The organism is Hydrogenophaga aromaticivorans, from assembly GCF_013387465.1.
Classification (GTDB): domain Bacteria; phylum Pseudomonadota; class Gammaproteobacteria; order Burkholderiales; family Burkholderiaceae_C; genus Hydrogenophaga; species Hydrogenophaga aromaticivorans.
On sequence record NZ_VYGV01000027.1, the window covers coordinates 79667 to 102026 of the forward strand.

A 22360-nucleotide genomic window follows, 5' to 3' on the forward strand; every position below is an offset into this window, starting at 1 on the left:
CCCCATCAGATCACCGCTTTAGCATCGGGGCATGGATGCCACATCGCTCACCGTCTTCTTCAAGGCCGCCCTGATCGGCCTGCTCATCGCTGCGCCGGTCGGCCCCATCGGTCTGCTGACCATGCAGCGCACTCTGGAGCGCGGCCTGGCCGCCGGACTGGCCACCGGCATGGGTGCGGCCGTGGCCGACGCTTTGTACGGCGCGATCGGGGCGTTTGGCGTGAGCTGGCTGATCCATGCCCTGATCGAGGCCAGAACGCCGCTGGCGCTGGGCGGCGGCGCGATCTTGCTGGTGCTGGCCTGGCGCACCTGGCGCGCGCCCGTGACCGACGCGGTGGCTCCGGCGCGCGACGCGCGCAACCTGCTCGGGCTGGCGGCGGGCACCTTCCTGCTGACCCTGGCCAACCCGGCGACCATCGTGTCCTTCATCGCGGTGTTCGGCTCGCTCGGCGGCAGCCTGCAGACGGCGCCTTCGCCGTTGTGGATGGTGGCCGGTGTGCTGGCGGGATCGGCCGCCTGGTGGCTGCTGCTCACGGCGCTGATCGCGCACCAGCGCAGCCGCTTCACGCCGGCCTGGCGCGGCCGCATCAACCGCGGCTCGGCCGGGTTGCTGGCGGGGTTTGCGCTGTGGCAGTGGGCCTCGCTGGTGGCCCGGTAAAACGCGTCATGTCGCCGGAGCGCCACCCCGACGCATGAAACGGTGCAGCCCAGGGCACCGCCGGGCAAGCTTTGCCGGACGGCCAGTGCCGCCCCCTTGGGGGTAGCGCGCAGCGCTGCGGGGGTGTTTCGTTTCAGCCGCCCAGACCTGCGAACACGTTCTGCACATCTTCGTTGTCGTCCAGCGCGGCCAGGAAGGCTTCCACTTCTTCCAGCGCCTCGGCGCTCAGGCTGGCCGGGTCGATGGGGTTCTTGGGCTTGTAGCCCAGTTTGGTCGACAGCACGGTGAAGCCCTGTGCGGGCAGCGCGCGGCTCACGAGGTCGAGGTCCGTCGGGTCGGTGAGGAACACCGTGACGCCCTCCTCGTCAGCAGGTTCGAAGTCCTGCGCACCGGCTTCGATGGCCGCCAGCTCGGCATCCGCATCCTTCGCAGCAGCCTCGGCTTCGATGATGCCGACGTGGTCAAAGTCCCAGGACACCGAGCCGCTGGTGCCGAGCTGGCCCTTGCGGAACAGCACGCGCATGTCGGAGGCGGCGCGGTTCACGTTGTCGGTCAGGCACTCGACCATCACCGGCACGCGGTGCGGCGCGAAACCTTCATAGACCACATGCTCGTAGTTCACCGCCTCGCCCGTGAGGCCGGCGCCCTTCTTGATGGCGCGGTCCAGCGTGTCCTTGGGCATGGAGACCTTGCGCGCCTGCTCCACCACCAGACGCAGCCGGGCGTTGGCCGCCGGGTCGGCGCCGTTGCGCGCGGCGATCATGATGTCTTTGACCAGCTTGCCGAAGAGGCGGCCCTTGGCGTTGGCGGCCAGATCCTTGTGTTTTGCTTTCCACTGCGCGCCCATGGGGAGTTCCTTGTGTTGTGTGCTGACCGGGGTGCATGAGTTTAGTGGACGTGGTGCAACTCAGGCCTTGGCGCCGGCTGCTCGCTGCAACCACGCAGCGCCACCTGCAGCATGTCGACAAACGCACGCGTCTTGGCCGGCATGAGCTTGCGCCCCGGGTACACCGCCCAGGCGGTGCTGCTGGGCAGGCACCAGGCCGGCAACACACGCCGCAAAGCCCCCTCGCGCACACCAGCCTGCGCAAAGGCGTCGGGCAGGGCCGCGATGCCGGCACCGGCCCGGGCCAGGCGCATCAGCATCTCGGGCGAGTTCGCGCTCATGCGGCCCACGGGCACGCCGTCCCAGCGCTGCTCGCCTTGCAGCAGCGTCCAGCCTGCGGCCTCGCCGTTGCCGCGCATCAGGCGCACAGCGGTGTGGCGGGCCAGGTCATCCGGGCTGTGCGGGTCGCCGTGTTCGGCCAGGTAGTCGGGCGAGGCATACAGGCCTTGGGTGAACACCGCCAGCTTGCTGGCCACCAGCAGCGCGTCGTCGGCCAGGTCACCCATGCGCACGGCCACGTCAAAGCCCTCGCCCAGCAGGTCCACCCGCCGGGGCGAAAGGTCGAGCTCCAGCGAAATCGCGGGGTGCAGCGCCATGAACGCGGCCAGGCTGTCGGCCAGCAGCAGGTTGGCAAAGTCGCTCGGCATGGACACGCGCAGCCGCCCGCTCGGCGCGGCCTGGCGCTGCTCGCGCAGCAGGCTCACGGCCTCCACCTCGGCCACCACCTGGCGCGCGTGTTCCAGCAGCTGCAGGCCGAATTCGGTGAGGTTCTGGCGGCGCGTGGTGCGCAGCAGCAGGCGCTCGCCCATGCGCTGCTCCAGCGCGGCCAGCCGACGCGAGACGGTGGATTTGGGCAGGCCCAGGCGCTCGGCCGCGCGGCTGAAGCTGCCCAGCTCGGCCACGCGGGCAAAGATCAGCAGGTCGTTGGGGTCGATGCCCTGCGCTTCGTCTGATTGTTCCATCATGGCAACAATCATATCCATTTCAAGGGATTTTCAAGGTGATTGATGCGCCGTAAATTACACCCATCGAACCACCCTTTTCAAGGAAACCACCATGAACATCCTGCAGATCAACGCCAGTGCCCGCCGCGAAGGCGCCAACTCCACCAAGGTCGCCAACAGCGTGGTGGAGCGCCTGAAGGCCGCCCACCCCGCCGCCACGTTCACCCTGCGCGACCTGGCCGTGACCCCGCACCCGGTGCTGGACGAAGCCGCACTCGGCGCCCTGTTCACCCCGGCCGACCAGCGCACCCCTGAGCAGGCCGCCCGCGTGGCGCTGGACGACGCGCTGATCGCCGAAATCCAGGCACACGACACCATCGTGCTGGGCGTGCCCATGTACAACTTCGGCGTGCCCGTGCAGCTCAAGGCCTGGATCGACGCCATCGCCCGCGCCGGCACCACCTTCCGCTACACCGCGAGCGGCCCCGAAGGTCTGCTCAAGGGCAAGACCGTGTACGTGGCCCTGGCGCGCGGCGGCCTGTACCGCGACACCCCCAACGACTCGCAGGTGCCGTACCTCAAGGCCGTGCTGGGCTTCCTGGGCCTGACCGACGTGCGCTTCATTTACGCCGAAGGCCTGGCCATGGGTCCGGAGGCCGCCGCCAAGGGCTTTGCACAAGCTGAGGCCGATCTGCAAGCTGCACTGGTTTGATCTGACCACCCCCGCCGCGCTGCGCGCGACCCCCTCCAGGGGGTAACGCGAGCGGCCCGGCGGAGCCGGTTCCGCCGCGTTCTGGGTTGGGGCACGGCGCTTCGGAGATGCTCACCCCACCCCGTTTCACAAGGAGACTGCCATGACCACCACCCTCACCACCCCCAGCGTCCATCAACCACGCCGTGTCGAGCGGCTGATCGCGGGGCAGCCCACGTCCGACGGCGCGGGCGTGAAACTCACCCGCGTGCTCACGCAGGACCTGCAGCGCCGGCTCGACCCGTTCCTGATGCTCGATGCCTTCGGCAGCGACAACCCCGACGACTACATCGCCGGTTTCCCCGACCACCCGCACCGCGGCTTCGAGACCATCACCTACATGATCGCGGGCCGCATGCTGCACCGCGATAGCGCGGGTCACGAAGGCCTGCTGGAGAACGGCGGCGTGCAGTGGATGACGGCCGGCAAAGGCGTGATCCATTCCGAGATTCCGCAGCAGGAAGCGGGCGTGATGGAAGGCTTCCAGCTCTGGCTGAACCTGCCTGGGCGCGACAAGATGAACGCGCCCTGGTACCGCGATTTCAAGAACGCCGAGCTGCCCCAGTTCACCACGCCCGAGGGTGTGGCTGTGACCGTGATCGCGGGTGAAAGCCACGGTGTGGGGGGTGCCGTGACCCGCGACGCCACCGCGCCGGTGTACCTCGACCTGCACCTGCCCAGCGGCGCTTCGTTCGCGCAGGCCCTGCCCGCCGGGCACAACGCCTTCGTCTACGTGTACCGCGGCGAGGTCAAGATCGGTGGCCAGAACGTGCCGGTGCAGCGCATGGCCCTGCTCGCCAACGATGCGGGTGCCGACGGCGTGGTGATCGAAGCCTGCAGCGACGCCAAGGCCTTGCTCATCGCCGGCCGACCGCTGAAAGAACCGATCGCGCAGTACGGCCCGTTCGTGATGAATACGAAGGACGAGATCTACCAGGCGCTGAACGACTTCCGCGACGGGCGGCTGGGCGAAGAAAGCCAGCGGGCCTGAACGGCCCGATCGCCCTACCCCTGGGGCGCGACCGACGGGGTCTGTTCAGCCTGGCGCAACACGGCTTGCCAGAACACCTCGGCAGCCGCTCCATGGGCCCGCTTGTCTCGAAACAGGCGGATGTCCAGGGCGATGTCCCATTCAGATGAACCCACCTGGACCAGACGTCCCGTGGCCAGGTCATCGGCCACCAGCGTCATGGGCAGCCATGCGATGCCCCGTCCGCCCAGGGCCATCGTCCGGAGCACCGAAGCCAGGTGCGCAGTGAACGTGGTCTGCAGATTCAAGCGCGCCAACCGCTCCCCGCTGGCCTCGCGAAGAATCCGCCCCAGCCCCGACTCTTCGCTGTAGGCCAGCAGCGGCGCCCCGCGGGCGCCGTCCGGCTTCAGCGCATGGGCCACCTGCCCCTGGGCATCGACGCCCGACACGGGCACCAGGGTGTCGCCACCCACCACCAGCGACGGATAGCCGGCGGTCTCCAGCGGCCCACGGGTGCCCCGGTGCGCATGGCTCAGGATGAAGTGCACCTTGCTGTCCTGCAGCAGCGACTCGCAGCGGTGCATCACGTCGGACACCAGCTGCACGGGGCCCACCGCCAGCTGCGATTCGAGGCCACGCAACCAGCCCGGCATGAAGGTGAACGACAGCGCGTGCGTCGCCGCGAACTTCAGCGTGGACGCGTTGGCTTCGGCGATGGACTGCGCCTCGCCCGGCAGGCGCGCCACCTGCGCCAGCAGGCCCTGCGCCACACCCCTGAACCACTCACCCGCCTCGGTCAGGCGCGCCGGCTGTGAGCTGCGATCGAACAGTTCGACGCCCAGCCACTCCTCCAGCGCGCGAATGCGCCGGCTGAACGCGGGCTGCGTCATGTGCCGATCTTCGGCCGCGCGGGAGAAATTTCCGGTGGCCGCCAGAGCCCCGAAATCGTCCAGCCAGGAGAGGTTCATGGGCGGTGCTTTGAAAGCATTGAAGCAGAGAAAAACAGCATTGGTCAGCGCGCTCGGATTCCGAAATCATAGGCCCTCTTCTTTCTGGAGCCCCTCATGAAAATCGTTGAAATCAGAGAAAAAACCCTGCCCATCAGCTCGCCCATCCGCAATGCCTACATCGACTTCAGCAAGATGACGCTGAGCCTGGTGGCCGTGATCACCGACGTGATTCGCGACGGTAAACCGGTGGTCGGCTACGGCTTCAATTCCAACGGCCGCTACGGACAGGGCAAGCTCATGCGCGAGCGCTTCATCCCGCGCGTGATGGAGGCCCACCCCGATTCGTTGATCGACGACAGCGGCAAGAACCTCGATCCGCACAAGATCTGGGCCACCATGTTCACGAACGAAAAGCCGGGCGGTCACGGTGAGCGTTCGGTGGCCATCGGCACCATCGACATGGCGGTCTGGGACGCCGTGGCCAAAATCGAAGGCGTGCCCCTGTTCCAGCTGCTGGCCAACCGCTACGGCAACGGTCAGGCCAACCGCAAGATCTTCGTCTATGCCGCCGGTGGCTACTACTACCCGGGGCAGGACCACAAGAAGCTGCAGGACGAGATGCGCAGCTACATCGACCGTGGCTACACCGTGGTCAAGAAGAAGATCGGCGGCGCCTCGCTCGACGAAGACCTGCGCCGCATCGACTCGATCATGGAGGTGCTGCAGGACGGCCAGAAGCTGTGCGTGGACGCCAACGGCCGTTTCGATCTGGACACCGCGATCCAGTACGCCAAGGCCCTGTCGCAGTACGACCTGTTCTGGTACGAGGAGCCGGGCGACCCGCTCGACTACGAGCTGCAGGCGGCCCTGCGCAACTACTACAAGAACCCCATGGCCACCGGCGAAGACCTGTTCTCGATGCAGGACGCGCGCAACCTGATCCGCTACGGCGGCATGCGCCCGGACCGCGACTGGCTGCAGTTCGACTGCGCGCTGAGCTACGGTCTGGTCGAATACCTGCGCACGCTGGACATGCTCAAGGAACACGGCTGGTCGGCCAGCCGCTGCATCCCGCACGGGGGACACCAGATGTCGCTGAACATCGCGGCCGGTCTGGGCCTGGGCGGCAACGAAAGCTACCCCGACCTGTTCCAGCCCTTCGGCGGCTTCCCGGACGGCGTGAAGGTCGAGGGCGGCTACGTCACCCTGCCCGACCAACTGCCCGGCATCGGCTTTGAAGGCAAGGCCGATCTGTTCAAGGAAATGCAGGCGCTGTCTGCTTGAGCACCCTCACCACAACAGGAGACAAACCATGAAGATTCAGCAACTCTGTACCATCGCCGCGCTCGCGACCCTGTCCACCGCCGCCCTGGCCGAGTTCCCCGAAAAACCGGTGGTGCTGGTCGTGCCCTTCGCCGCTGGCGGCCCCAGCGACAAGATCGCCCGGGACCTGGCCGAGGCGATGCGCAAGACCCTGCCGCAACCCGTGATCGTGGAAAACGCGGCGGGCGCCGGTGGCACCATCGGCGTGGCCAAGGTGGCCCGCGCCAACGCCGACGGCCACACCTTGCTGGTTCACCACATTGGCATGGCGACCGCACCCGCGCTCTACCGCAAGCTCAGCTACAAGATGCCTGAAGACTTCGAGTACCTGGGCCTGATCAACGAGTCGCCATCCACGGTGATCACGCGACCGAACATGGAGGCCAGAAACTTCGGCGAGTTGCGCCAGTGGATTGCGGCGAACCCGGGCAAGGTGAACCTGGCCCACGCGGGCCTGGGATCGGCCTCGCACCTGTGCGGGTTGATGCTGCAGAGCGCGCTCAAGGCGGACATGACCACCATCGCCTACAAGGGCACGGCGCCCGCCATGACCGACCTGCTGGGCGGGCAGGTGGACATCATGTGCGACCAGGCCACCAACGCGGTGCCGCAGATCGAAGCCGGCAAGGTGAAGCTGTATGCCGTCACCAGCGCACAGCGTTCGAAACAGGCGGCCATCGCCAGCGCGCCCACGCTGAACGAAGCGGGCCTGCCCGGTTTCAACGTCTCGATCTGGCACGGCCTCTACGCGCCCAAGGGCACGCCCGCTGCGGTGCTGGGCAAACTCAATGGCGCGCTGCGAGCGGCCCTGAAAGACCCGGACTTCGTCAAGAAGCAGGAGGCGCTGGGGGTGTCGGTGGTCAGCGACAACCGCCTTGAAGCGGCCGGTCACAAAAAGTTCGTCGAAGACGAAATGAACCGCTGGTCGGTCGTCATCAAGGCCGCCGGTCAGTACGCCGACTGAAGCCCTGTTCCTGAAACCCGTTCGCGACGACGCCCCCTGGCCCTGAACGAAAGGGGGCCTCGGGCACGGCCCGCCCCTACGCCGAGCCGCCGCCCGGCCGTTGCGCGAACGACTGCGCCACGAAGTCCACGAACGCGCGCACCCGCGCTGCCAGTTGGTGGCGCTGCGGGTAGACGGCGTAGATGTCGGCGTCGGGCGTGAAGCACTGGGGCAGCACCTGCACCAGCCGACCGCTGTCCAGGTGGCGCAGGATGTCCCACTCTGCGCGCATGAGGATGCCGTGGCCGTCGAGCGCCCAGTTCACCGCGATCTCGCCGTCGTTGGTGGTGAGGTTGCCGCGGGTCTTGATGGCCTCTGTGACCGCGCTCTTGCCGCGCCCGCTGGTCAGGCGCCACAGACCATAGGCCTCTTCGCCCTGGCGGATGCCGATGCAGTTGTGCTTCATGAGGTCGTTCGGCACCTTGGGCGTGCCGTGTTTCTTCAGGTAGGCCGGTGAGGCGCAGAGCAGGCGACGGTTGGGCGCGATGTGGCGCGCGATCACGCGCGCGTCGGGCGGTGCGCCGAAGCGCATGCAGACATCGAAGGCGTCGTCGGTGAGCGCGGGCGGGTTCACCGAGAGCTGCAACTGCACCTCCACCTGCGGGTATTGGCGCACGAAGCGCGAGATCAGCGGTGCCAAGTGGCTGCGACCAAAGCCCAGCGTGGCGTTCACGCGCAGCAGGCCCTTGGGCGTGGCCTTGGACACGCCCAGCAACTCCTGCATGCCGTCGATCTCGCCGAGGATGCGGCGCGCGTGCTCGAGGTAGAGCTCACCCTCGGGCGTCATGCCCATGCGCCGCGTGGTGCGGTTCACCAGTGAAACGCCCAGGCGCGCCTCCATCTGCGCCAGGTGCTTGCTCACCGCAGGTGTGGTGATGCCGAGTTCGCGCGCCGCCGCGCTCAGGCTGCCGGCGCTGGCCAGTATCGAAAAGAAGCCCAGGTCGGCGGGCTGGATGGGGTGGTTCATGGGCGCTCCACTGTTGAATTCAGGTGAACAATGGATTCACTATAGCGATGAATACACACCCCAACCCGCCCCTACAGTCACGGCATCGATTCACCCCGCACGGAGACAAACCATGAAGACCTACGCCATCGCCACCATTCCCGGAGACGGCATCGGCAAAGAAGTTGTGCCTGCAGGTCGGCAGGTTCTGGAGGCCATCGCAGACTCCAGCAGCGGCTTCCGCTTCGCGTTCGAGAACTTCGACTGGGGCGGCGACTACTACCGCCAGCACGGCGTGATGATGCCGGCCGACGGCCTGGATTCGTTGCGCCACAAGGACGCGATCCTGTTCGGTTCCGCCGGCGACCCGGACATCCCCGACCACATCACGCTCTGGGGTCTGCGCCTGAAGATCTGCCAGGGCTTCGACCAGTACGCCAACGTGCGACCGACGCGCATCCTGCCCGGCATCGACGCGCCGCTCAAGCGCTGCAAGCCCGAAGACCTGAACTGGGTCATCGTGCGCGAGAACTCCGAAGGCGAATACTCCGGCGTGGGCGGCCGCGTGCACCAGGGCCACCCGATCGAAGCCGCGACCGACGTGACCATGATGACCCGCGCCGGCGTGGAGCGCGTGATGCGCTTCGCCTTCAAGCTGGCGCAATCGCGTCCCCGCAAGCTGCTGACCGTGATCACCAAGAGCAACGCCCAGCGCCACGCGATGGTGATGTGGGACGAGATCGCGCTGCAGATCTCCAAAGAGTTCCCCGACGTGACCTGGGACAAGGAAATCGTGGACGCGGCGACCGCCCGCATGGTGAACCGCCCGGCCACGCTGGACACCCTCGTCGCGACCAACCTGCACGCCGACATCCTCTCTGACCTGGCCGCCGCGCTGGCCGGCAGCCTGGGCATCGCACCCACCGGCAACATCGACCCCGAGCGCCGCTACCCCAGCATGTTCGAGCCCATCCACGGCTCGGCCTTCGACATCATGGGCAAGGGCCTGGCCAACCCGGTGGGCACCTTCTGGAGCTGCGTGATGCTGCTCGAACACCTGGGCGAATTCGACGCCGCGCAGCGCCTGATGGGCGCCATCGAACAGGTCACCGCCAACCCCACGCTACACACCGGCGACCTCGGCGGCAAGGCCACCACGGCCCAGGTCACGCAGGCCGTGTGCAACTTGCTGGGCACGGCCGAGCAGCGCCTGGCCGCCTGAACACCCGATTTTTCTCTCGGCCCACGGGCCCGTTTCACAGAGCGCGGACAGCGCCCCTTTTTGGAGACAGACATGACAACGAAGCACACCCTCACCCGCCGCCACGTGGTTCAAACCCTGGCGCTGACCCTGGCTGTATCCGGCGGCAGCGCCATGGCCCAGACCTGGCCCAGCAAGCCGATCAGCCTGGTCGTGCCATTTGCCGCTGGCGGAACCACCGACGTGCTGGCCCGGGCCCTGGCCGACAAACTCACGCAGAGCCTGGGACAGCCGGTCATCGTGGAAAGCAAGCCAGGTGCCGGCGCCACCATCGGCGCCGACTACGTGGCGAAGGCCAAGCCCGACGGCCACACCCTGCTGATGGGCGCGGTGCACCACACCATCGCCTCCAGCGTCTACAAGAAGCTGCCCTACAACTTCTCCAAAGACCTGACCCCCATCACCACCGTGGCCCTGGTGCCCAACGTGCTCGTCGTGAACGCCAGCACGCCCGTCAAGAACGTGGCCGAACTGGTGGCCATGATCAAGCCGGCCGCTGGCAAGTTTTCCTATGGCTCCAACGGCAACGGCACGGCGCAGCACCTCATCGGCACGCAGTTCCAGAACCTCACCGGCACCGATGTGATCCACATCCCCTACAAAGGCAGCGGCCCCCTGTCCACGGACCTGCTGGGCGGCCAGATCCTGATGAGCTTCGACACCATCACCCCGGTGCTGCCGCACATCAAGGCGGGCAAGCTGCGCCCGCTGGCCGTGACCACTTCCAAGCGCTCGGCAGCCCTGCCCGATGTGCCCACGCTGGAGGAGGCCGGCCTCAAGGGTTTCAACATCGGCACCTGGTTCGGCGTGCTGGCTCCGGCGGCCACGCCCAAGGACATCGTGGATCGGCTGAACACCGAGATGGTCAAGGTGATCCAGTCGCCCGAGTTCAAGGCCCGCATGGCAGACATCGGCGCCGAACCCATTGGCAACACCAGCGCCCAGATGGCGCAGCAGATCGCCAGCGAGACCGAGAAGTTCGGCAAGCTGGTCAAGGAAGCCAAGGTCGTGATCGATTGACCCCAGAGGCACCGGCCCCAAACCGGTGACGAAAAAAGCCCCCGGCTGCCAGTGCACCCTGGGGCCTTTTCATGTTGGCGCCCGAAACCTGAGCGCGTTCGGAGGGTGTCAGGGCAACGGGCCCCTGCCCTGCCTCAGCAAAGTCCCGCCAGACGCCGGTCCAGCTGGAAGCAGGCCGCGAACACCTGCCGGTCTGGTACGTCTGCCGACGCCAGCTCCGCGAGCAGCAGCCCGTCCACCGCCGCCCGGGCCGCGGCTTCGTGCAGGGCCTCGATCACCAGCACGCCGTCGAACGCACCTTCCACGCTGCGGCGCATCGACTTTTCGCGCGTGGGCACGCCGGTGGCCGCAGCGTCCACCCGCATCAGCCAGACCTGCGCCACCGCGTCCAGCTTGGCGATCCGCTCCACCAGTGCCCTTTGCGCGCCCTCGTCCAACAAGCCCGCGGTTTCCAGGTCCAGGCGCAGCGGCAGCGCCATCGCACCGCAACCCAGGCCCGCGCGCGCCACCACCGGCCCGCCACCGCGCGCGAAGTTCTGCAGGATGGGCATGACGCGCTGCGACCAGGGTGTGGGCGCGTTCAGGCGCGCCAGATACGAAGGCCCGGCCAGCGCGGCCGCTTCCTGCAACTCGTAGGTGATGAAGAAGCGCCGTTTGCCGGCGACCTCGCTGCGGAACACGCGACCCGAGAGAAAACCGTCCACGCCCACGCGCTCCAGCACATGTTCGCGCGTGAGCCAATGCAGGTAGTCGGTTTCCAGTTCCGGCTCGATGTCGCTCCAGATGGCCAGCTGGGCCAGTCCGCGTGTGGGCATGTCGTCTCCTGATCGGGTTGTTGTTCTACGAGCGCTGCCGGGAGATGAGCCCCCGCTCGCGCTCAGTTCATCAGCGATTTCAGCCGCATCTGGTTCGGCAGCGGCACCGAGCGGCGCAGCACGTCTTCGGCCAGCCAGAGTGCCGAGCGGCGGCCGCGTTCGGCCACCATGGGCAGCGGCATCTGCTGGTAGTCGTCGTTGAAGACCTCGAAGCTGTAGTCGCCCGCGTAGCCCAGTCGGTCGAGCTTGAGCACGAGGTCCACGAGCTGTTCGCTGTGCACACCTTCGCCGGGAAAGACGCGGAAGGTGCGCGCGGTGCTCATGCGCTCCTCAAAGGTCTTGGTCTCCCGCCACATGAAGTCGGCCAGCTGCACCAGGAAGATCTTGCTCGGATCGAGGTAGTCGATCTCTTCCAGGGAGGTCTTGGCGGCGAAGATGTGGAACGAGTCCAGTCCCAGGCCCAGGTTGGGACAGTCGGCCCGGCAGACCACGTCCCAGGCGGTGGTGAACTCGTTGATGGTGCGGCCCCACGAGAGCCCTTCGTAAGCGATCTTGATACCCAGCGGCAATGCCAGCATGGCGAGCTTGCGCAGGTCGCGCGCGAGGTGGTCGAGGTCCTGGCTGGCGTGGGTCGAGGTGGACGAACACGCGAGCAGCACCTTGCAGTCGAGCGCGGCGCACATCTCCAGCATGGCCTTGGCGATGTCGACCTTGTAGTGGTGCAGGTGGCCGCTGAGGCCTTCGAAGTCGCGCAGCACCTGGAAACCGGTGCCGCGCAGGCCGCTGGCCTTCACGGCCGCCACCGCGGCTTCGATGCCACCGGGGTGGCCGTTGATGTCGTTGGCCTTGAGCATGACCTGCGAGAAGCCCGCGGCCTTCATGGCGGCGAGCTTGGCTTCCAGCGGGCCGGCCAGGGTGATGGTGTCCATGCCGAAGCCCTGGATGGCCTCGATGATGGCGGCTTGGGTGGGCTTCATGGTTTCAGGCCCCCACAGGCAGGTCGCTGTGCACCAGCTCGAACACCACCGAACCGAGGTAGGTCTTGGTGATGGCGCCACGCGGCTCGGTGTGCGCCGCCGGGGTCTCGACAAACTCCACGCCGAGGGCGCGCAGCGCCTTGACGGCGGCGAGCACGTCGGGCACGCCCAGGCCGATGCGCTGGAGCTTTTCGTCCGCGTCGTGCACGTTGAGTTCGGGCTCGACCAGCTGCAGCATGAAGCGTTTGCCCGGGTCCATGGCGGCGGTGCGCAGCAGCGTGCCCTTGGGCATGATGCCGAAGCGCTGTTCGTCGGGGATGAGTTCGGTGCCGAAGAGTTCGTTGTAGAACGCGATCCAGTCGTTGCTGCGTTCGGGGCCGATGTACTGCACGATGCCGAAGAAGTGGATGCCGGCGGTGGCGGGCGGACGCTGGTCCACGGTGGGGATCGGCACGAAGTCCACGTCGTAGATCGAGAACTCCTTGTAGCGGTCCACGAAGTAGATGCGGCTGCCACCCGCGCCGTGGATGGCGGGGATGTTGAGCTCCATCACCTCGGCGTGGGTCTGCACCGCCCAGGCACCGCGTTCGAGCACGTAGTGGTAGGCGGCCCGGGCGTCGCGCACGCGAAGTGCCATGGCCGAAATCGAGGGCGCATCGCTGCCGTGGCTGGCGCCCAGGGCGTCGGAGGGGTGGGCGTTCACGACGATGTTGAGTTCGCCCTGGCGGTACAGCAGCACCTCGCGCGAGCGGTGGCGCGCCACGGGGCGAAAGCCCATCATCTCCAGCACCTGGCCCAGCGCCTGCGGCTTGGTGGTGGCGTATTCGATGAACTCGATACCGTCCAGGCCCAGCGGGTTGGCGGCGTCGCTGAACGAAGCCTGGAGCGGCTCGCGGCCGTCGGGGGTGTTGAGCAGCAGGTCACTCATGAAAATGTCTCCGGATGAGAAAGGCGCTGGCGATGGGGCACGGCCGTGCACACGCAAAACGGCTCATTCTGCGCCCGGCCACTGTAGGGGCAGGCTGGGGGATTTCCTTGGTTCTCGGCCGCACGATGGTTCGATAATCGAACATACCCGAGCGATGACCGAACGATGCAAGGGTTTTCCCTGAATCCCTCAAACACCCACCCCACCGTGAACGACCCCCTTGCCGGCCACACCCCCGTTCTCGAAAAACGCGACTGGATCGCCGGCCTGGAAAAAGGCCTCTCGATCATCGAGGCGTTTGACGACCAGTTCCCGCGGCTCACCGCCAGCCAGGCCGGCGCGCGCTGCGGCCTCACGCGCACCGCCGCGCGGCGCTACCTGCTGACGCTGGCCCACCTGGGCTATGTGGGCACCGACGGCAAGCTGTTCTGGCTCACGCCGCGCATCCTGCGCCTGGGCCACGCCTACCTGGAATCGGCGCGGCTGCCGAGGCTGGTGCAGCCCTTTCTGCAGCGCATCGCGGGTGGCACGCAGGAGGTGGCCTACCTCGGCGTGCTCGACGGAGGCGACACCGTGTACATCGCCCGCAGTGGCGCCCACCGTCACATGAACACCGGCTACATGCTGGGTTCGCGCGTGCAGGCGCAGGTGACGGCCGCGGGCTCGGCCATCCTTGCGGCCATGGGGGAAACCGCGTCCGACGCCTGGATCGCACAGCACACGCTGCGCACCTACACGCCCTACACCATCTCCAGCCCCGAACAACTGCGCAGCGAACTGGCGCGGGTGCGGCGCCAGGGCTGGGCGCTGTCCGAGCAGCAGATGGAGCTGAACTACCGCGGCATCGCCGTGCCCCTGCTGGACCGCAACAACGATGTGCACGGCGCCATCAGCATCACGATGCCGATCAACCAGGAGGTGGCCGAAGACGCCGTGAAGCGCGTGCTGCCGGTGCTGCAGGACGCGGCGCGGGTGATGCGCCCGCTGATTTAGGCCCGACCTAGACCCGGTGCTCCAACGCCCGCAGCCGCAACGCGCAACCCGTGGCCACCAGCGCACAGGCCGCCGAGAGCCAGAACACGCTGGCCAGGCCGAAGGCTGAACTGAGCAACCCGCCACCCAGTCCGCCCATGACCCCGGGCAAGCCGTAGCCGATCACGGTGTAAAGCGCCTGGCCGCGCCCGCGCAGACGGCCCGGGAAATGGTGCGAGAGCAGCGCGATGCAGACCGTGTGGTGCGCGGCGAAGGTGATGGCGTGCAACGCCTGCGCCAGCAACAACAGCGGCCACACCAGCGGCAGGCCGGCGGTGAGCCCCATGCGCAGGGCCATCAGCACCGCGGCCAGCGCCAGCCAGCCGGTGAGCGAGATCAGCGGCAGCCAGCGCCCTTGCGTGAAGAACCAGCCGATCTCGATCACCACCGACACCGCCCACAAGAGTCCGATCACGGTCTTGCTGTAACCCAGCGAGTCCAGGTAGAGCGAGAAAAAGACATAGATGAAGATGTGCGCGAGCACATGGAAGAACACGGCCGCAAAGAACCAGCGCACCGGCGGCTGGCGCAGCACGGGCCACATGTCGGGGTGATCGGCCTCAAAGTGCGCGGCTTCCTTGAAGTCGGGCAGCAACCAGACACTCGCGGTCACCGCGGCGAGCGTGCCCAGGGTCCAGGCGGGGAAGTGGCCCATGCCGAAACGCTCGAACCACCAGCCCGCCACCACCACCGTGAGCAGAAAACCCAGCGAACCCCAGAGCCGCACGCGGCCGTAGCGCCGGGCGTCGAACGCGCCGCCCTGGCTCACCAGGTGCGCCAGCGCGGCTTCGCTCATCGGCATCATGGCGCTGGTGTGGGTGAACATGAACAGCAGCACGGTGAACAGCGCCACGCCGCCGAGCGGAAACCACAGCCCGATGGAGAGCAGCAGCGCCACCGTGGCGCCGTAGCGCAGCAGCTTCACGCGCTCGCCGGTGCGGTCGCTCAGCGTGCCCCAGGCGTAGGGCGCAAACAGGCGCGTGGCCGACTGCACCGAGGTCAGCACACTGATGGCGATCAGGCCGAAGCCCAGCTCTTTCAGCCAGAGCGGCAGGTAGGGATTGAAGAAGCCGATGTGCGCGAAATAGCTCGCGGACAGGGCTGCAAAAGGAAGAAGCTGTTTTCTTTCAGCCACGCGAGGCCGCAGCGATGTCCGGCGTGTCCACATGCACGTCGCCACACTGCGCACGGTGCCGCAGCGCGTGGTCCATCACCACCAGCGCGAGCAGCGCTTCCATGATGGGCGCGGCGCGGATGCCGACGCAGGGGTCGTGGCGGCCTTTGGTGATGACTTCGGTGGGTGCGCCCGACACGTCTATCGAATCGCGCGGGATCAGGATCGAGCTGGTGGGCTTGATGGCGATCGACACGTCCAGGTCCTGCCCGGTGCTGATGCCGCCGAGCGTGCCACCGGCCTTGTTGCCCACAAAGCCTCCGGGTGTGAGCGAGTCGCCGTGCGTGCTGCCCCGGTCGGTCACGCTGGCGAAACCGGCGCCGATCTCCACGCCCTTGACGGCGTTCAGGCCCATCATGGCGTAGGCGATGTCGGCATCCAGCTTGTCGTACAGCGGCTGGCCCAGTCCCACCGGCATGTTCTGCGCCACCACGCGCAGGCGCGCGCCGCAGGAGTCGCCGCTCTTGCGCAGTTCGTTCATGAAGGTTTCGATGGCCGACACGTCGGCCACCGGCGCGAAGAAGGGGTTGTTGGGCACGTGGTCCCAACTCTCGAAACCCACCGCCACGTCGCCCACCTGCGTCATGCAGGCGTGGAACGTGGTGCCAAACTTTTCTTTCAGCCACTTCTTGGCCACGGCACCGGCCGCCACGGTGGGCGCGGTCAGGCGGGCCGAACTGCGGCCGCCACCGCGCGGGTCGCGGATGCCGAATTTCTGCCAGTAGGTGTAGTCGGCATGACCGGGGCGGAAGGTCTGCAGGATGTTGCCGTAGTCCTTGCTGCGCTGGTCGGTGTTGCGGATCAGCAGGGCGATCGGCGTGCCGGTGGTCTTGCCCTCGTACACGCCGCTGAGGATTTCCACCGCGTCGGGCTCGTTGCGCTGGGTGACGAATTTCGACGTGCCGGGGCGGCGGCGGTCCAGATCGGTCTGGATATCCGCCTCGGACAAGGCCATGCCGGGCGGGCAACCGTCGATCACGCAGCCAATGGCCGGGCCGTGGGATTCACCGAAGTTGGTGACGCAAAACAGGGTGCCGAAGGTGTTGCCGCTCATAGTGGACGGATTATCCCAGAGGGCCGCGCGGGTGCCGGGATGGTGCTGCGGCGCCCAGCTTGGTGCGCCCGCCAACGGCTTTCGGTGCACCCTGGTACCCATCAAAGCCAAAAGGCCAATGGAACGCTTCATGCTTTGTGCTGCATTGCAACAATCCGCTTGCATTCCACCGACAGGAGCGCCCCATGCTGGACCGAACCACCACCCTGTTCTCCCACGTCAAACCCGGTGAAACCGAGTTCATTCGCGGCGGTTTGCGCGACTTTTTCCTTTACCGCGACCTGGGCATCGCCGCCGCCACGCACGGCAAGGTGGTCGCGCACCTGGTGAAAGCCAACCTGCCGCCCGACGGCGGCACGGGCTGGCACATCCACGAGGCCGATTTCCAGATCGTGATCATGACCAAGGGCTGGGCCAAGTTCATGTACGAAGACCAGGTGACCCTGGTGGAAGCCGGCGACGTGGTGCACCAGCGCCCGGGCATCCGCCACTACCTGTTCGACTACTCCCCCGACATGGAGTACCTGGAGATCGTCTCGCCGGCGGATTTCAAGTCGGTGCCGGTCGACCCGGTGTGCGAGATCCCGGCGCCGACGCAATGGACCGAACCCTGAAGCGATGAGCGAGGAATCTCCGGCGCGAAAGGCCTTCACCCAGAACGCCGCGGAACCGGCTTCGCCGGGCCGCCAGCGTTGCCCCCTTGAGGGGGTGACGCGCCCATAGGCGCGGCGCGGGGGTGACTCAGAACTCCGCGTCGAGCTCGTCGATTTCGTCGGGCTCTTCTTCGGCTGCCTTGACCCATTCCTTCATGGCGGGGATATCCATGATGGTGTCGCAATAAGCGACACAGGCCGGATCGAGCGCCACCTCGTAGGTGATGAAGCGCGTGACCACCGGCGCGAACATCGCGTCGGCGATGCAGGGTTTGGCGCCGAACAGGAACGGGCCGCCGTATTTTTCCAGGCATTCCTGCCAGATGATCTCGATGCGGTCGATGTCGGTCTGTGCACGCGACCAGAGCTTGAAGCCCGGGAAATGCGCCTTGATGTTCATGGGCAGCGACGAGCGCATGGCACTGAAGCCCGAATGCATCTCGCCGCAGATAGCGCGGCAGTGCGCGCGGGCCGCGCGGTCGGCCGGCAGCAGCCCCGCCTTGGGCTTGATCTCGTTGAGGTATTCGCCGATGGCGAGCGTGTCCCACACGTGCACGCCGTCGTGGTCCAGCGAGGGCACACGCATCGAGGCCGAGAGCAGCAGCATCTCGGCTTTCATGGCCGGGTCGTCGGGCGAGATGATGTGCTCGGTGAACTCCAGCTTGGCCAGCTTCGCCATCAGCCAGCCGCGCAAGGCCCAGGCGCCGTAATTCTTGCTGCTGATCGTGAGAACCGCTTTGGCCATGGAATGCTCCTCGTGAGTGCCAGGGTTGCAGCAATCCCTGTGCCACCTTTGTGCATCGCGGGCGCACCAGCAGGGTGCAGCGGTTCTGGCCCGTTCCTTGCCTGCACACAGCCCATCCAACAGGAAAGAACCTCATGCTGTATCAGGCCTACCAACTCCAGTCCGACCTGGTGTCGCCGCTGCGTCTGGCTGCCCAGCATCTGAGCGCATCGCTCTGGATCCAAAAGACCGAGCGCACGGTGGTGCGCAAGGTGGCCGCCGCCTGCGATGTGCTGTCGCGCCTGCGGCTCACGCATTCGCGCCCGCCGTACAACATCCATTCGGTGACGGTGGGCGAAACCGAGATCCCGGTGGTTGAAGAGACCGTGCTCACCCTGCCCTTCGGCACCCTGCTGCGCTTTCGCAAGGACGACCCCAGCCTGCCGGAACAACCCAGAGTCCTGCTCGCCGCGCCGCTCTCGGGCCACTTCGCCACGCTGCTGCGCGAAACCGCGCGCACCCTGCTGCAGGACCACGACGTCTACATCACCGACTGGCACAACGCGCGCGACGTCTCGCTGCTGCACGGCGGCTTCAGCCTGGACGACTACATCAGCTACCTGATCCGCTTCACCGAAGCCGTGGGCGAAGGCAGCCACATGATCGCCGTGTGCCAGCCCTGCGTGGCCGCGCTGGCCGCCACGGCCGTCATGGCCGAAGACGACAACCCGGCCCAGCCGCGCAGCCTCACGCTGATGGCCGGTCCGGTGGACTGCCGCGTCAACCCGACCGAGGTCAACAAGCTGGCCACCAGCCAACCGATCACCTGGTTCGAGAAGAACCTGATCAGCCACGTGCCGCTGCCGCACGCTGGCTTCATGCGCCGCGTGTACCCCGGTTTCGTGCAGCTCTCGGCCTTCATCAGCATGAACCCGGAGCGCCACAAGCAGTCGTTCCGCAACATCTACGACCATCTGCAAGAAGGCCGCGTTGAAGAAGCCCAGGTGATACAGGACTTCTACGAGGAATACCTCGCGGTGAACGACCTGCCGGCCGAGTTCTACCTGGAGACGGTGGAAAAGGTGTTCCAGACCTACGACCTGCCGCGCGGCGTGCTGACCTACCAGGGTCGCACCGTGAACCCGGCCGCGATCCGCCGCACCGCGCTGATGACGGTCGAGGGTGAGCGCGACGACATCTGCTCGGTGGGCCAGACGGTCGCCGCGCAGGACCTGTGCCCGAACGTGCGCCCTTACCTGAAAACCCACCACATCCAGACCGGCGTGGGCCACTACGGTGTCTTCAGCGGTCGCCGGTGGAACCAGCAGATTTACCCGCGGGTGCGCGACCACATCCACGCCAGCCAGGGATAAAACCCCTCAGTGCCTGAACGCAAAACGCCCCGGCATGCGGGGCGTTTTGCTTGGAGAGGAACTGGTGCTCAAGGGAAGTTCGGTTCGGTCTTGCCGGTTTCGTCTTCCGGCCAGTCGCGGATGTAGGCCTTGAGCATCTTGTTCTCGAAGTTCTGGCTGTCGACAACGGCCTTGGCGACGTCGTAGAAGCTGATCACGCCCATGAGCATCTTGTTGTCCATCACCGGCATGTAGCGGGTGTGGCGCTCCAGCATGAGCGGGCGCACTTCGTCGAGTTCGGTCTCGGGGGTACAGCTCATGGGGTGGTCGTCCATCACGGCGCGCACCGCGCGGGTCCCGAGCACGCCATTGTTCTTGGCCAGCGTGTGGATCACTTCCCGGAAGGTCAACATGCCCACCAGCTCGCCGTGTTCCATGACGGCCAGCGATCCGATGTCGAACTGGGCCATGGTGGCCGCCGACTGGATCAGCGTGTCGTCGGGGTGGCAGGTGTAGAGGGTTCCGCCCTTGACGCGCAGGATGTCACTGACTTTCATCGCCGTTCTCCTCGGAGTGTTTGGTGTCGCCAGCCGGTCTGGCATGCATGGGAATATAGCCCACAATAAACCCGAAAACCACCGCATTCAACCCGATGCGGACGCATTCGAACCCCACAGGAGACAGACCCCATGCCCGGCTATTCCGACCCCGGCTTTGACACGCTGGCGCTGCACGCCGGCGCCACGCCCGACGCCACCGGCGCGCGCGCGGTGCCGATCCACCTCACCACCTCGTTCGTCTTCGAGTCCAGCGACCACGCGGCCGCCCTGTTCAACCTGGAGCGCGCCGGCCACGTCTACAGCCGCATCAGCAACCCGACCAACGCGGTGTTCGAACAGCGCATGGCCGCGCTCGAAGGCGGCATCGGCGCCATCTCGGTCGCCAGCGGCCAGGCCGCGCTGCACCTGAGCATCGCCACCCTCATGGGCGCGGGTTCACACATCGTCGCCAGCACGGCGCTCTACGGCGGCAGCCAGAACCTGCTGCACTACACGCTGCGCCGCTTCGGCATTGAAACGACCTTCGTGAAGCCCGGCGACATCGACGGCTGGAAAGCGGCCGTGCGGCCCAACACCCGGTTGCTGTTCGGCGAAACCGTGGGCAACCCGGGCCTGGACGTGCTGGACATGCCGACCGTGGCGCAGATCGCGCACGAAGCGAAAGTGCCGCTGCTGGTGGACAGCACGCTGACCACGCCCTACCTCATCAAACCCTTCGAACACGGCGCCGACCTCATCTACCACTCGGCCACCAAGTTCCTCAGCGGCCATGGCACCGTGATCGGTGGCGTGGTGGTGGACGGCGGCAGCTTCGACTGGGACGCCAGCGGGCTGTTTCCTGAGCTGACCGAGCCTTACGACGGCTTCCACGGCATGACCTTCAGCGAAGAAAGCACCGTGGGCGCTTTCCTGCTGCGCGCGCGCCGCGAGGGTCTGCGCGATTTCGGCGCCTGCCTCTCGCCGCACAGCGCCTGGCTGATCCTGCAGGGGCTGGAGACCTTGTCGCTGCGCATGGAGCGCCACATGAGCAACACCGAGCAGGTCGTGAGCTTCCTGGCCAGCCACCCGCTGGTGGGCCGGGTGGGCCACCCGCTGCTGGAAACGCACCCCAGCCACGCGCTGGCGCAGAAGCTGCTGAAGCACGGGGCGAAAGGCGCGGGCGCGGTGTTCAGCTTCGACATCAAAGGCTCGCGCGAACAGGGCAAGGCTTTCATCGAAGCGCTCAAGATCTTCAGCCACCTGGCCAACGTGGGCGACTGCCGCTCGCTGGTGATCCACCCGGCCAGCACCACGCACTTCCGCATGAGCGACGAGGCGCTGGCCGGCGCCGGCATCGGCCCGGGAACCATCCGTCTGTCCATCGGGCTCGAAGACCCGGACGACCTGATCGACGACCTCAAGCGCGCGCTCAAGGCCGCCGAGAAAGCGGGGGTCTGAACATGTACCTCACCGTCAACGGCGCCAGCACCTACTGCTACACCGGCGGCAAAGCCTTCGATGCCGCCAAACCCACCGTGGTCTTCATCCACGGCGTGCTCAACGACCACAGCGTGTGGATCCTGCAGACACGCTACCTCGCCAACCACGGCTTCAACGTGCTGGCGGTGGACCTGCCCGGCCATTGCAAGAGTGGCGGCGAAGCGCCGTCTTCCGTCGAAGAAGCCGCGGACTTCATCGCCGCCCTGCTCGACGCGGCGGGTGTGCCGTCCGCCGCGCTGGTCGGCCACAGCTGGGGCTCGCTGATCGCGCTCGAAGCCGCGTCCCGGCTGAAAGACCGCGTGAGCCACCTGGTGCTGGTGGGCACAGCCTACCCCATGAAGGTGTCGCCCGCGCTGATCGAGGCTTCGCTGAACGAGCCTATGAAAGCGCTGACCATGGTCAACGTGTTCTCGCGCTCCACCCTCGCCGCGCCGCCCTCGGCGCTCGGCCCGGGGACCTGGGTCTACGGCGCCAGCATGGCGCTGGGCAAACGCGTGCTGGCCAGCAACCCGAAGGTGAATGTGTTCCACCGCGGCTTCGTGGCCTGCGACCGGTATGCGGGCGGCGAGGCGGCCATGGCCGCGCTCACCTGCCCGGTGCTGTTCCTGCTGGGTGGGGTGGACCAGATGACCCAGCCCAAGGCGGCGCAAGGACTGATCAAGGCCGCCCAGGCCGCAGGCAAAGCCGTGCAGGTCGTGACCCTGCCGGTCGGCCATCACCAGATGACCGAGACGCCGGACCTGACCCTGTTCGCGATCCGCGATTTCCTCAAGCGCTGAAACCAGGCGGGTGCGGGGGCGCACAAGCCTCGCCTCCCGCCATCGCGGCCCTCGATCCGTCCACGGAATCCGTGATATTTGTCAAGTACGGAAAGGTCTGCAATACTGAAGAATGTGTAGC

23 protein-coding genes are annotated in these 22360 nt (G+C 66.8%); 12 read left to right on the forward strand and 11 right to left on the reverse strand.

Features of this window, described 5'->3' with window-relative positions:
• Nucleotides 1-31 precede the first annotated feature (31 nt).
• Complete coding sequence (locus F3K02_RS24910) at nucleotides 32-658, forward strand: LysE family translocator (RefSeq protein ID WP_177139089.1); 627 nt, start codon at nucleotides 32-34, stop codon at nucleotides 656-658.
• 133 nt (nucleotides 659-791) lie between these two features.
• On the opposite strand, the gene F3K02_RS24915 is transcribed toward F3K02_RS24910, so the two are convergent.
• Entirely contained in the window at nucleotides 792-1505 is a 714-nt protein-coding gene (locus F3K02_RS24915) for a YebC/PmpR family DNA-binding transcriptional regulator (protein WP_177139090.1), read from the reverse strand.
• A gap of 41 nt (nucleotides 1506-1546) precedes the next feature.
• Nucleotides 1547-2506, reverse strand: a complete 960-nt coding sequence (locus F3K02_RS24920; RefSeq protein ID WP_177139221.1) for a LysR family transcriptional regulator — start codon at nucleotides 2504-2506, stop codon at nucleotides 1547-1549.
• 94 nt (nucleotides 2507-2600) lie between these two features.
• Here F3K02_RS24920 and F3K02_RS24925 point away from each other — a divergent pair, with 94 nt between their 5' ends.
• Nucleotides 2601-3200, forward strand: coding sequence for an FMN-dependent NADH-azoreductase (locus tag F3K02_RS24925; RefSeq protein WP_177139091.1), 600 nt, complete (start codon nucleotides 2601-2603; stop codon nucleotides 3198-3200).
• A gap of 142 nt (nucleotides 3201-3342) precedes the next feature.
• Nucleotides 3343-4230 (forward strand): pirin family protein, encoded by an 888-nt coding sequence (locus tag F3K02_RS24930; RefSeq protein ID WP_177139092.1) that lies wholly within the window; start codon nucleotides 3343-3345, stop codon nucleotides 4228-4230.
• Between the two features lie 14 nt (nucleotides 4231-4244).
• Here the strand turns inward: F3K02_RS24930 and F3K02_RS24935 are convergent, their stop codons facing one another.
• On the reverse strand, nucleotides 4245-5177 hold the full coding sequence (locus tag F3K02_RS24935) for a LysR family transcriptional regulator (protein ID WP_177139093.1): 933 nt from the start codon (nucleotides 5175-5177) through the stop codon (nucleotides 4245-4247).
• Between the two features lie 96 nt (nucleotides 5178-5273).
• Here F3K02_RS24935 and F3K02_RS24940 point away from each other — a divergent pair, with 96 nt between their 5' ends.
• Nucleotides 5274-6443: a mandelate racemase/muconate lactonizing enzyme family protein gene (locus tag F3K02_RS24940; RefSeq protein WP_177139094.1), complete on the forward strand. Its 1170-nt coding sequence runs from the start codon at nucleotides 5274-5276 to the stop codon at nucleotides 6441-6443.
• Between the two features lie 28 nt (nucleotides 6444-6471).
• Complete coding sequence (locus tag F3K02_RS24945; protein ID WP_177139096.1) at nucleotides 6472-7446, forward strand: tripartite tricarboxylate transporter substrate-binding protein; 975 nt, start codon at nucleotides 6472-6474, stop codon at nucleotides 7444-7446.
• Nucleotides 7447-7522: 76 nt separating this feature from the next.
• On the opposite strand, the gene F3K02_RS24950 is transcribed toward F3K02_RS24945, so the two are convergent.
• A complete protein-coding gene (locus F3K02_RS24950; RefSeq protein ID WP_177139098.1) occupies nucleotides 7523-8452 on the reverse strand; it encodes a LysR family transcriptional regulator in 930 nt (309 codons plus the stop codon).
• A gap of 112 nt (nucleotides 8453-8564) precedes the next feature.
• On the opposite strand from F3K02_RS24950, the gene F3K02_RS24955 reads away from it, so the two are divergent.
• Together F3K02_RS24955 and F3K02_RS24960 are read left to right on the forward strand one after the other, a co-directional pair.
• Nucleotides 8565-9653, forward strand: a complete 1089-nt coding sequence (locus F3K02_RS24955; protein WP_177139101.1) for a tartrate dehydrogenase — start codon at nucleotides 8565-8567, stop codon at nucleotides 9651-9653.
• Nucleotides 9654-9725: 72 nt separating this feature from the next.
• Entirely contained in the window at nucleotides 9726-10712 is a 987-nt protein-coding gene (locus tag F3K02_RS24960; RefSeq protein ID WP_177139103.1) for a Bug family tripartite tricarboxylate transporter substrate binding protein, read from the forward strand.
• Nucleotides 10713-10846: 134 nt separating this feature from the next.
• Here the strand turns inward: F3K02_RS24960 and F3K02_RS24965 are convergent, their stop codons facing one another.
• The 3 genes from F3K02_RS24965 to F3K02_RS24975 form a co-directional block, all read right to left on the reverse strand.
• Nucleotides 10847-11527, reverse strand: a complete 681-nt coding sequence (locus F3K02_RS24965) for a DUF4286 family protein (protein WP_177139105.1) — start codon at nucleotides 11525-11527, stop codon at nucleotides 10847-10849.
• A gap of 62 nt (nucleotides 11528-11589) precedes the next feature.
• Nucleotides 11590-12504, reverse strand: a complete 915-nt coding sequence (locus F3K02_RS24970) for a sugar phosphate isomerase/epimerase family protein (protein ID WP_177139107.1) — start codon at nucleotides 12502-12504, stop codon at nucleotides 11590-11592.
• 4 nt (nucleotides 12505-12508) lie between these two features.
• Complete coding sequence (locus tag F3K02_RS24975) at nucleotides 12509-13432, reverse strand: VOC family protein (protein WP_177139109.1); 924 nt, start codon at nucleotides 13430-13432, stop codon at nucleotides 12509-12511.
• A gap of 207 nt (nucleotides 13433-13639) precedes the next feature.
• On the opposite strand from F3K02_RS24975, the gene F3K02_RS24980 reads away from it, so the two are divergent.
• Nucleotides 13640-14425 carry an IclR family transcriptional regulator domain-containing protein gene (locus tag F3K02_RS24980; RefSeq protein WP_343067159.1) on the forward strand — a complete coding sequence of 262 codons (786 nt, stop codon included), beginning with the start codon at nucleotides 13640-13642 and terminating at the stop codon, nucleotides 14423-14425.
• A gap of 7 nt (nucleotides 14426-14432) precedes the next feature.
• Here F3K02_RS24980 and F3K02_RS24985 read toward each other — a convergent pair whose 3' ends face one another.
• Entirely contained in the window at nucleotides 14433-15599 is a 1167-nt protein-coding gene (locus F3K02_RS24985) for an MFS transporter (protein ID WP_343067160.1), read from the reverse strand.
• Nucleotides 15592-16692: a chorismate synthase gene (gene aroC / locus F3K02_RS24990; protein WP_177139112.1), complete on the reverse strand. Its 1101-nt coding sequence runs from the start codon at nucleotides 16690-16692 to the stop codon at nucleotides 15592-15594. The genes F3K02_RS24985 and aroC overlap by 8 nt, the downstream gene beginning before the upstream one ends.
• A 185-nt stretch (nucleotides 16693-16877) precedes the next feature.
• Between aroC and F3K02_RS24995 the strand changes: the two genes are divergently transcribed.
• The gene (locus F3K02_RS24995; protein WP_177139113.1) at nucleotides 16878-17306 is read left to right on the forward strand and encodes a cupin domain-containing protein; all 429 of its coding nucleotides are present in this window, start codon (nucleotides 16878-16880) and stop codon (nucleotides 17304-17306) included.
• Between the two features lie 127 nt (nucleotides 17307-17433).
• Here F3K02_RS24995 and F3K02_RS25000 read toward each other — a convergent pair whose 3' ends face one another.
• On the reverse strand, nucleotides 17434-18090 hold the full coding sequence (locus F3K02_RS25000; RefSeq protein WP_177139114.1) for a glutathione S-transferase: 657 nt from the start codon (nucleotides 18088-18090) through the stop codon (nucleotides 17434-17436).
• 134 nt (nucleotides 18091-18224) lie between these two features.
• Here F3K02_RS25000 and F3K02_RS25005 point away from each other — a divergent pair, with 134 nt between their 5' ends.
• Entirely contained in the window at nucleotides 18225-19442 is a 1218-nt protein-coding gene (locus F3K02_RS25005; protein ID WP_177139115.1) for a polyhydroxyalkanoate depolymerase, read from the forward strand.
• Between the two features lie 68 nt (nucleotides 19443-19510).
• Here F3K02_RS25005 and F3K02_RS25010 read toward each other — a convergent pair whose 3' ends face one another.
• Nucleotides 19511-19978: a CBS domain-containing protein gene (locus F3K02_RS25010; protein WP_177139117.1), complete on the reverse strand. Its 468-nt coding sequence runs from the start codon at nucleotides 19976-19978 to the stop codon at nucleotides 19511-19513.
• 132 nt (nucleotides 19979-20110) lie between these two features.
• On the opposite strand from F3K02_RS25010, the gene F3K02_RS25015 reads away from it, so the two are divergent.
• Together F3K02_RS25015 and F3K02_RS25020 are read left to right on the forward strand one after the other, a co-directional pair.
• Nucleotides 20111-21418: an O-acetylhomoserine aminocarboxypropyltransferase gene (locus F3K02_RS25015; RefSeq protein ID WP_177139119.1), complete on the forward strand. Its 1308-nt coding sequence runs from the start codon at nucleotides 20111-20113 to the stop codon at nucleotides 21416-21418.
• A gap of 2 nt (nucleotides 21419-21420) precedes the next feature.
• A complete protein-coding gene (locus F3K02_RS25020) occupies nucleotides 21421-22239 on the forward strand; it encodes an alpha/beta fold hydrolase (RefSeq protein WP_177139121.1) in 819 nt (272 codons plus the stop codon).
• Nucleotides 22240-22360 lie beyond the last annotated feature (121 nt).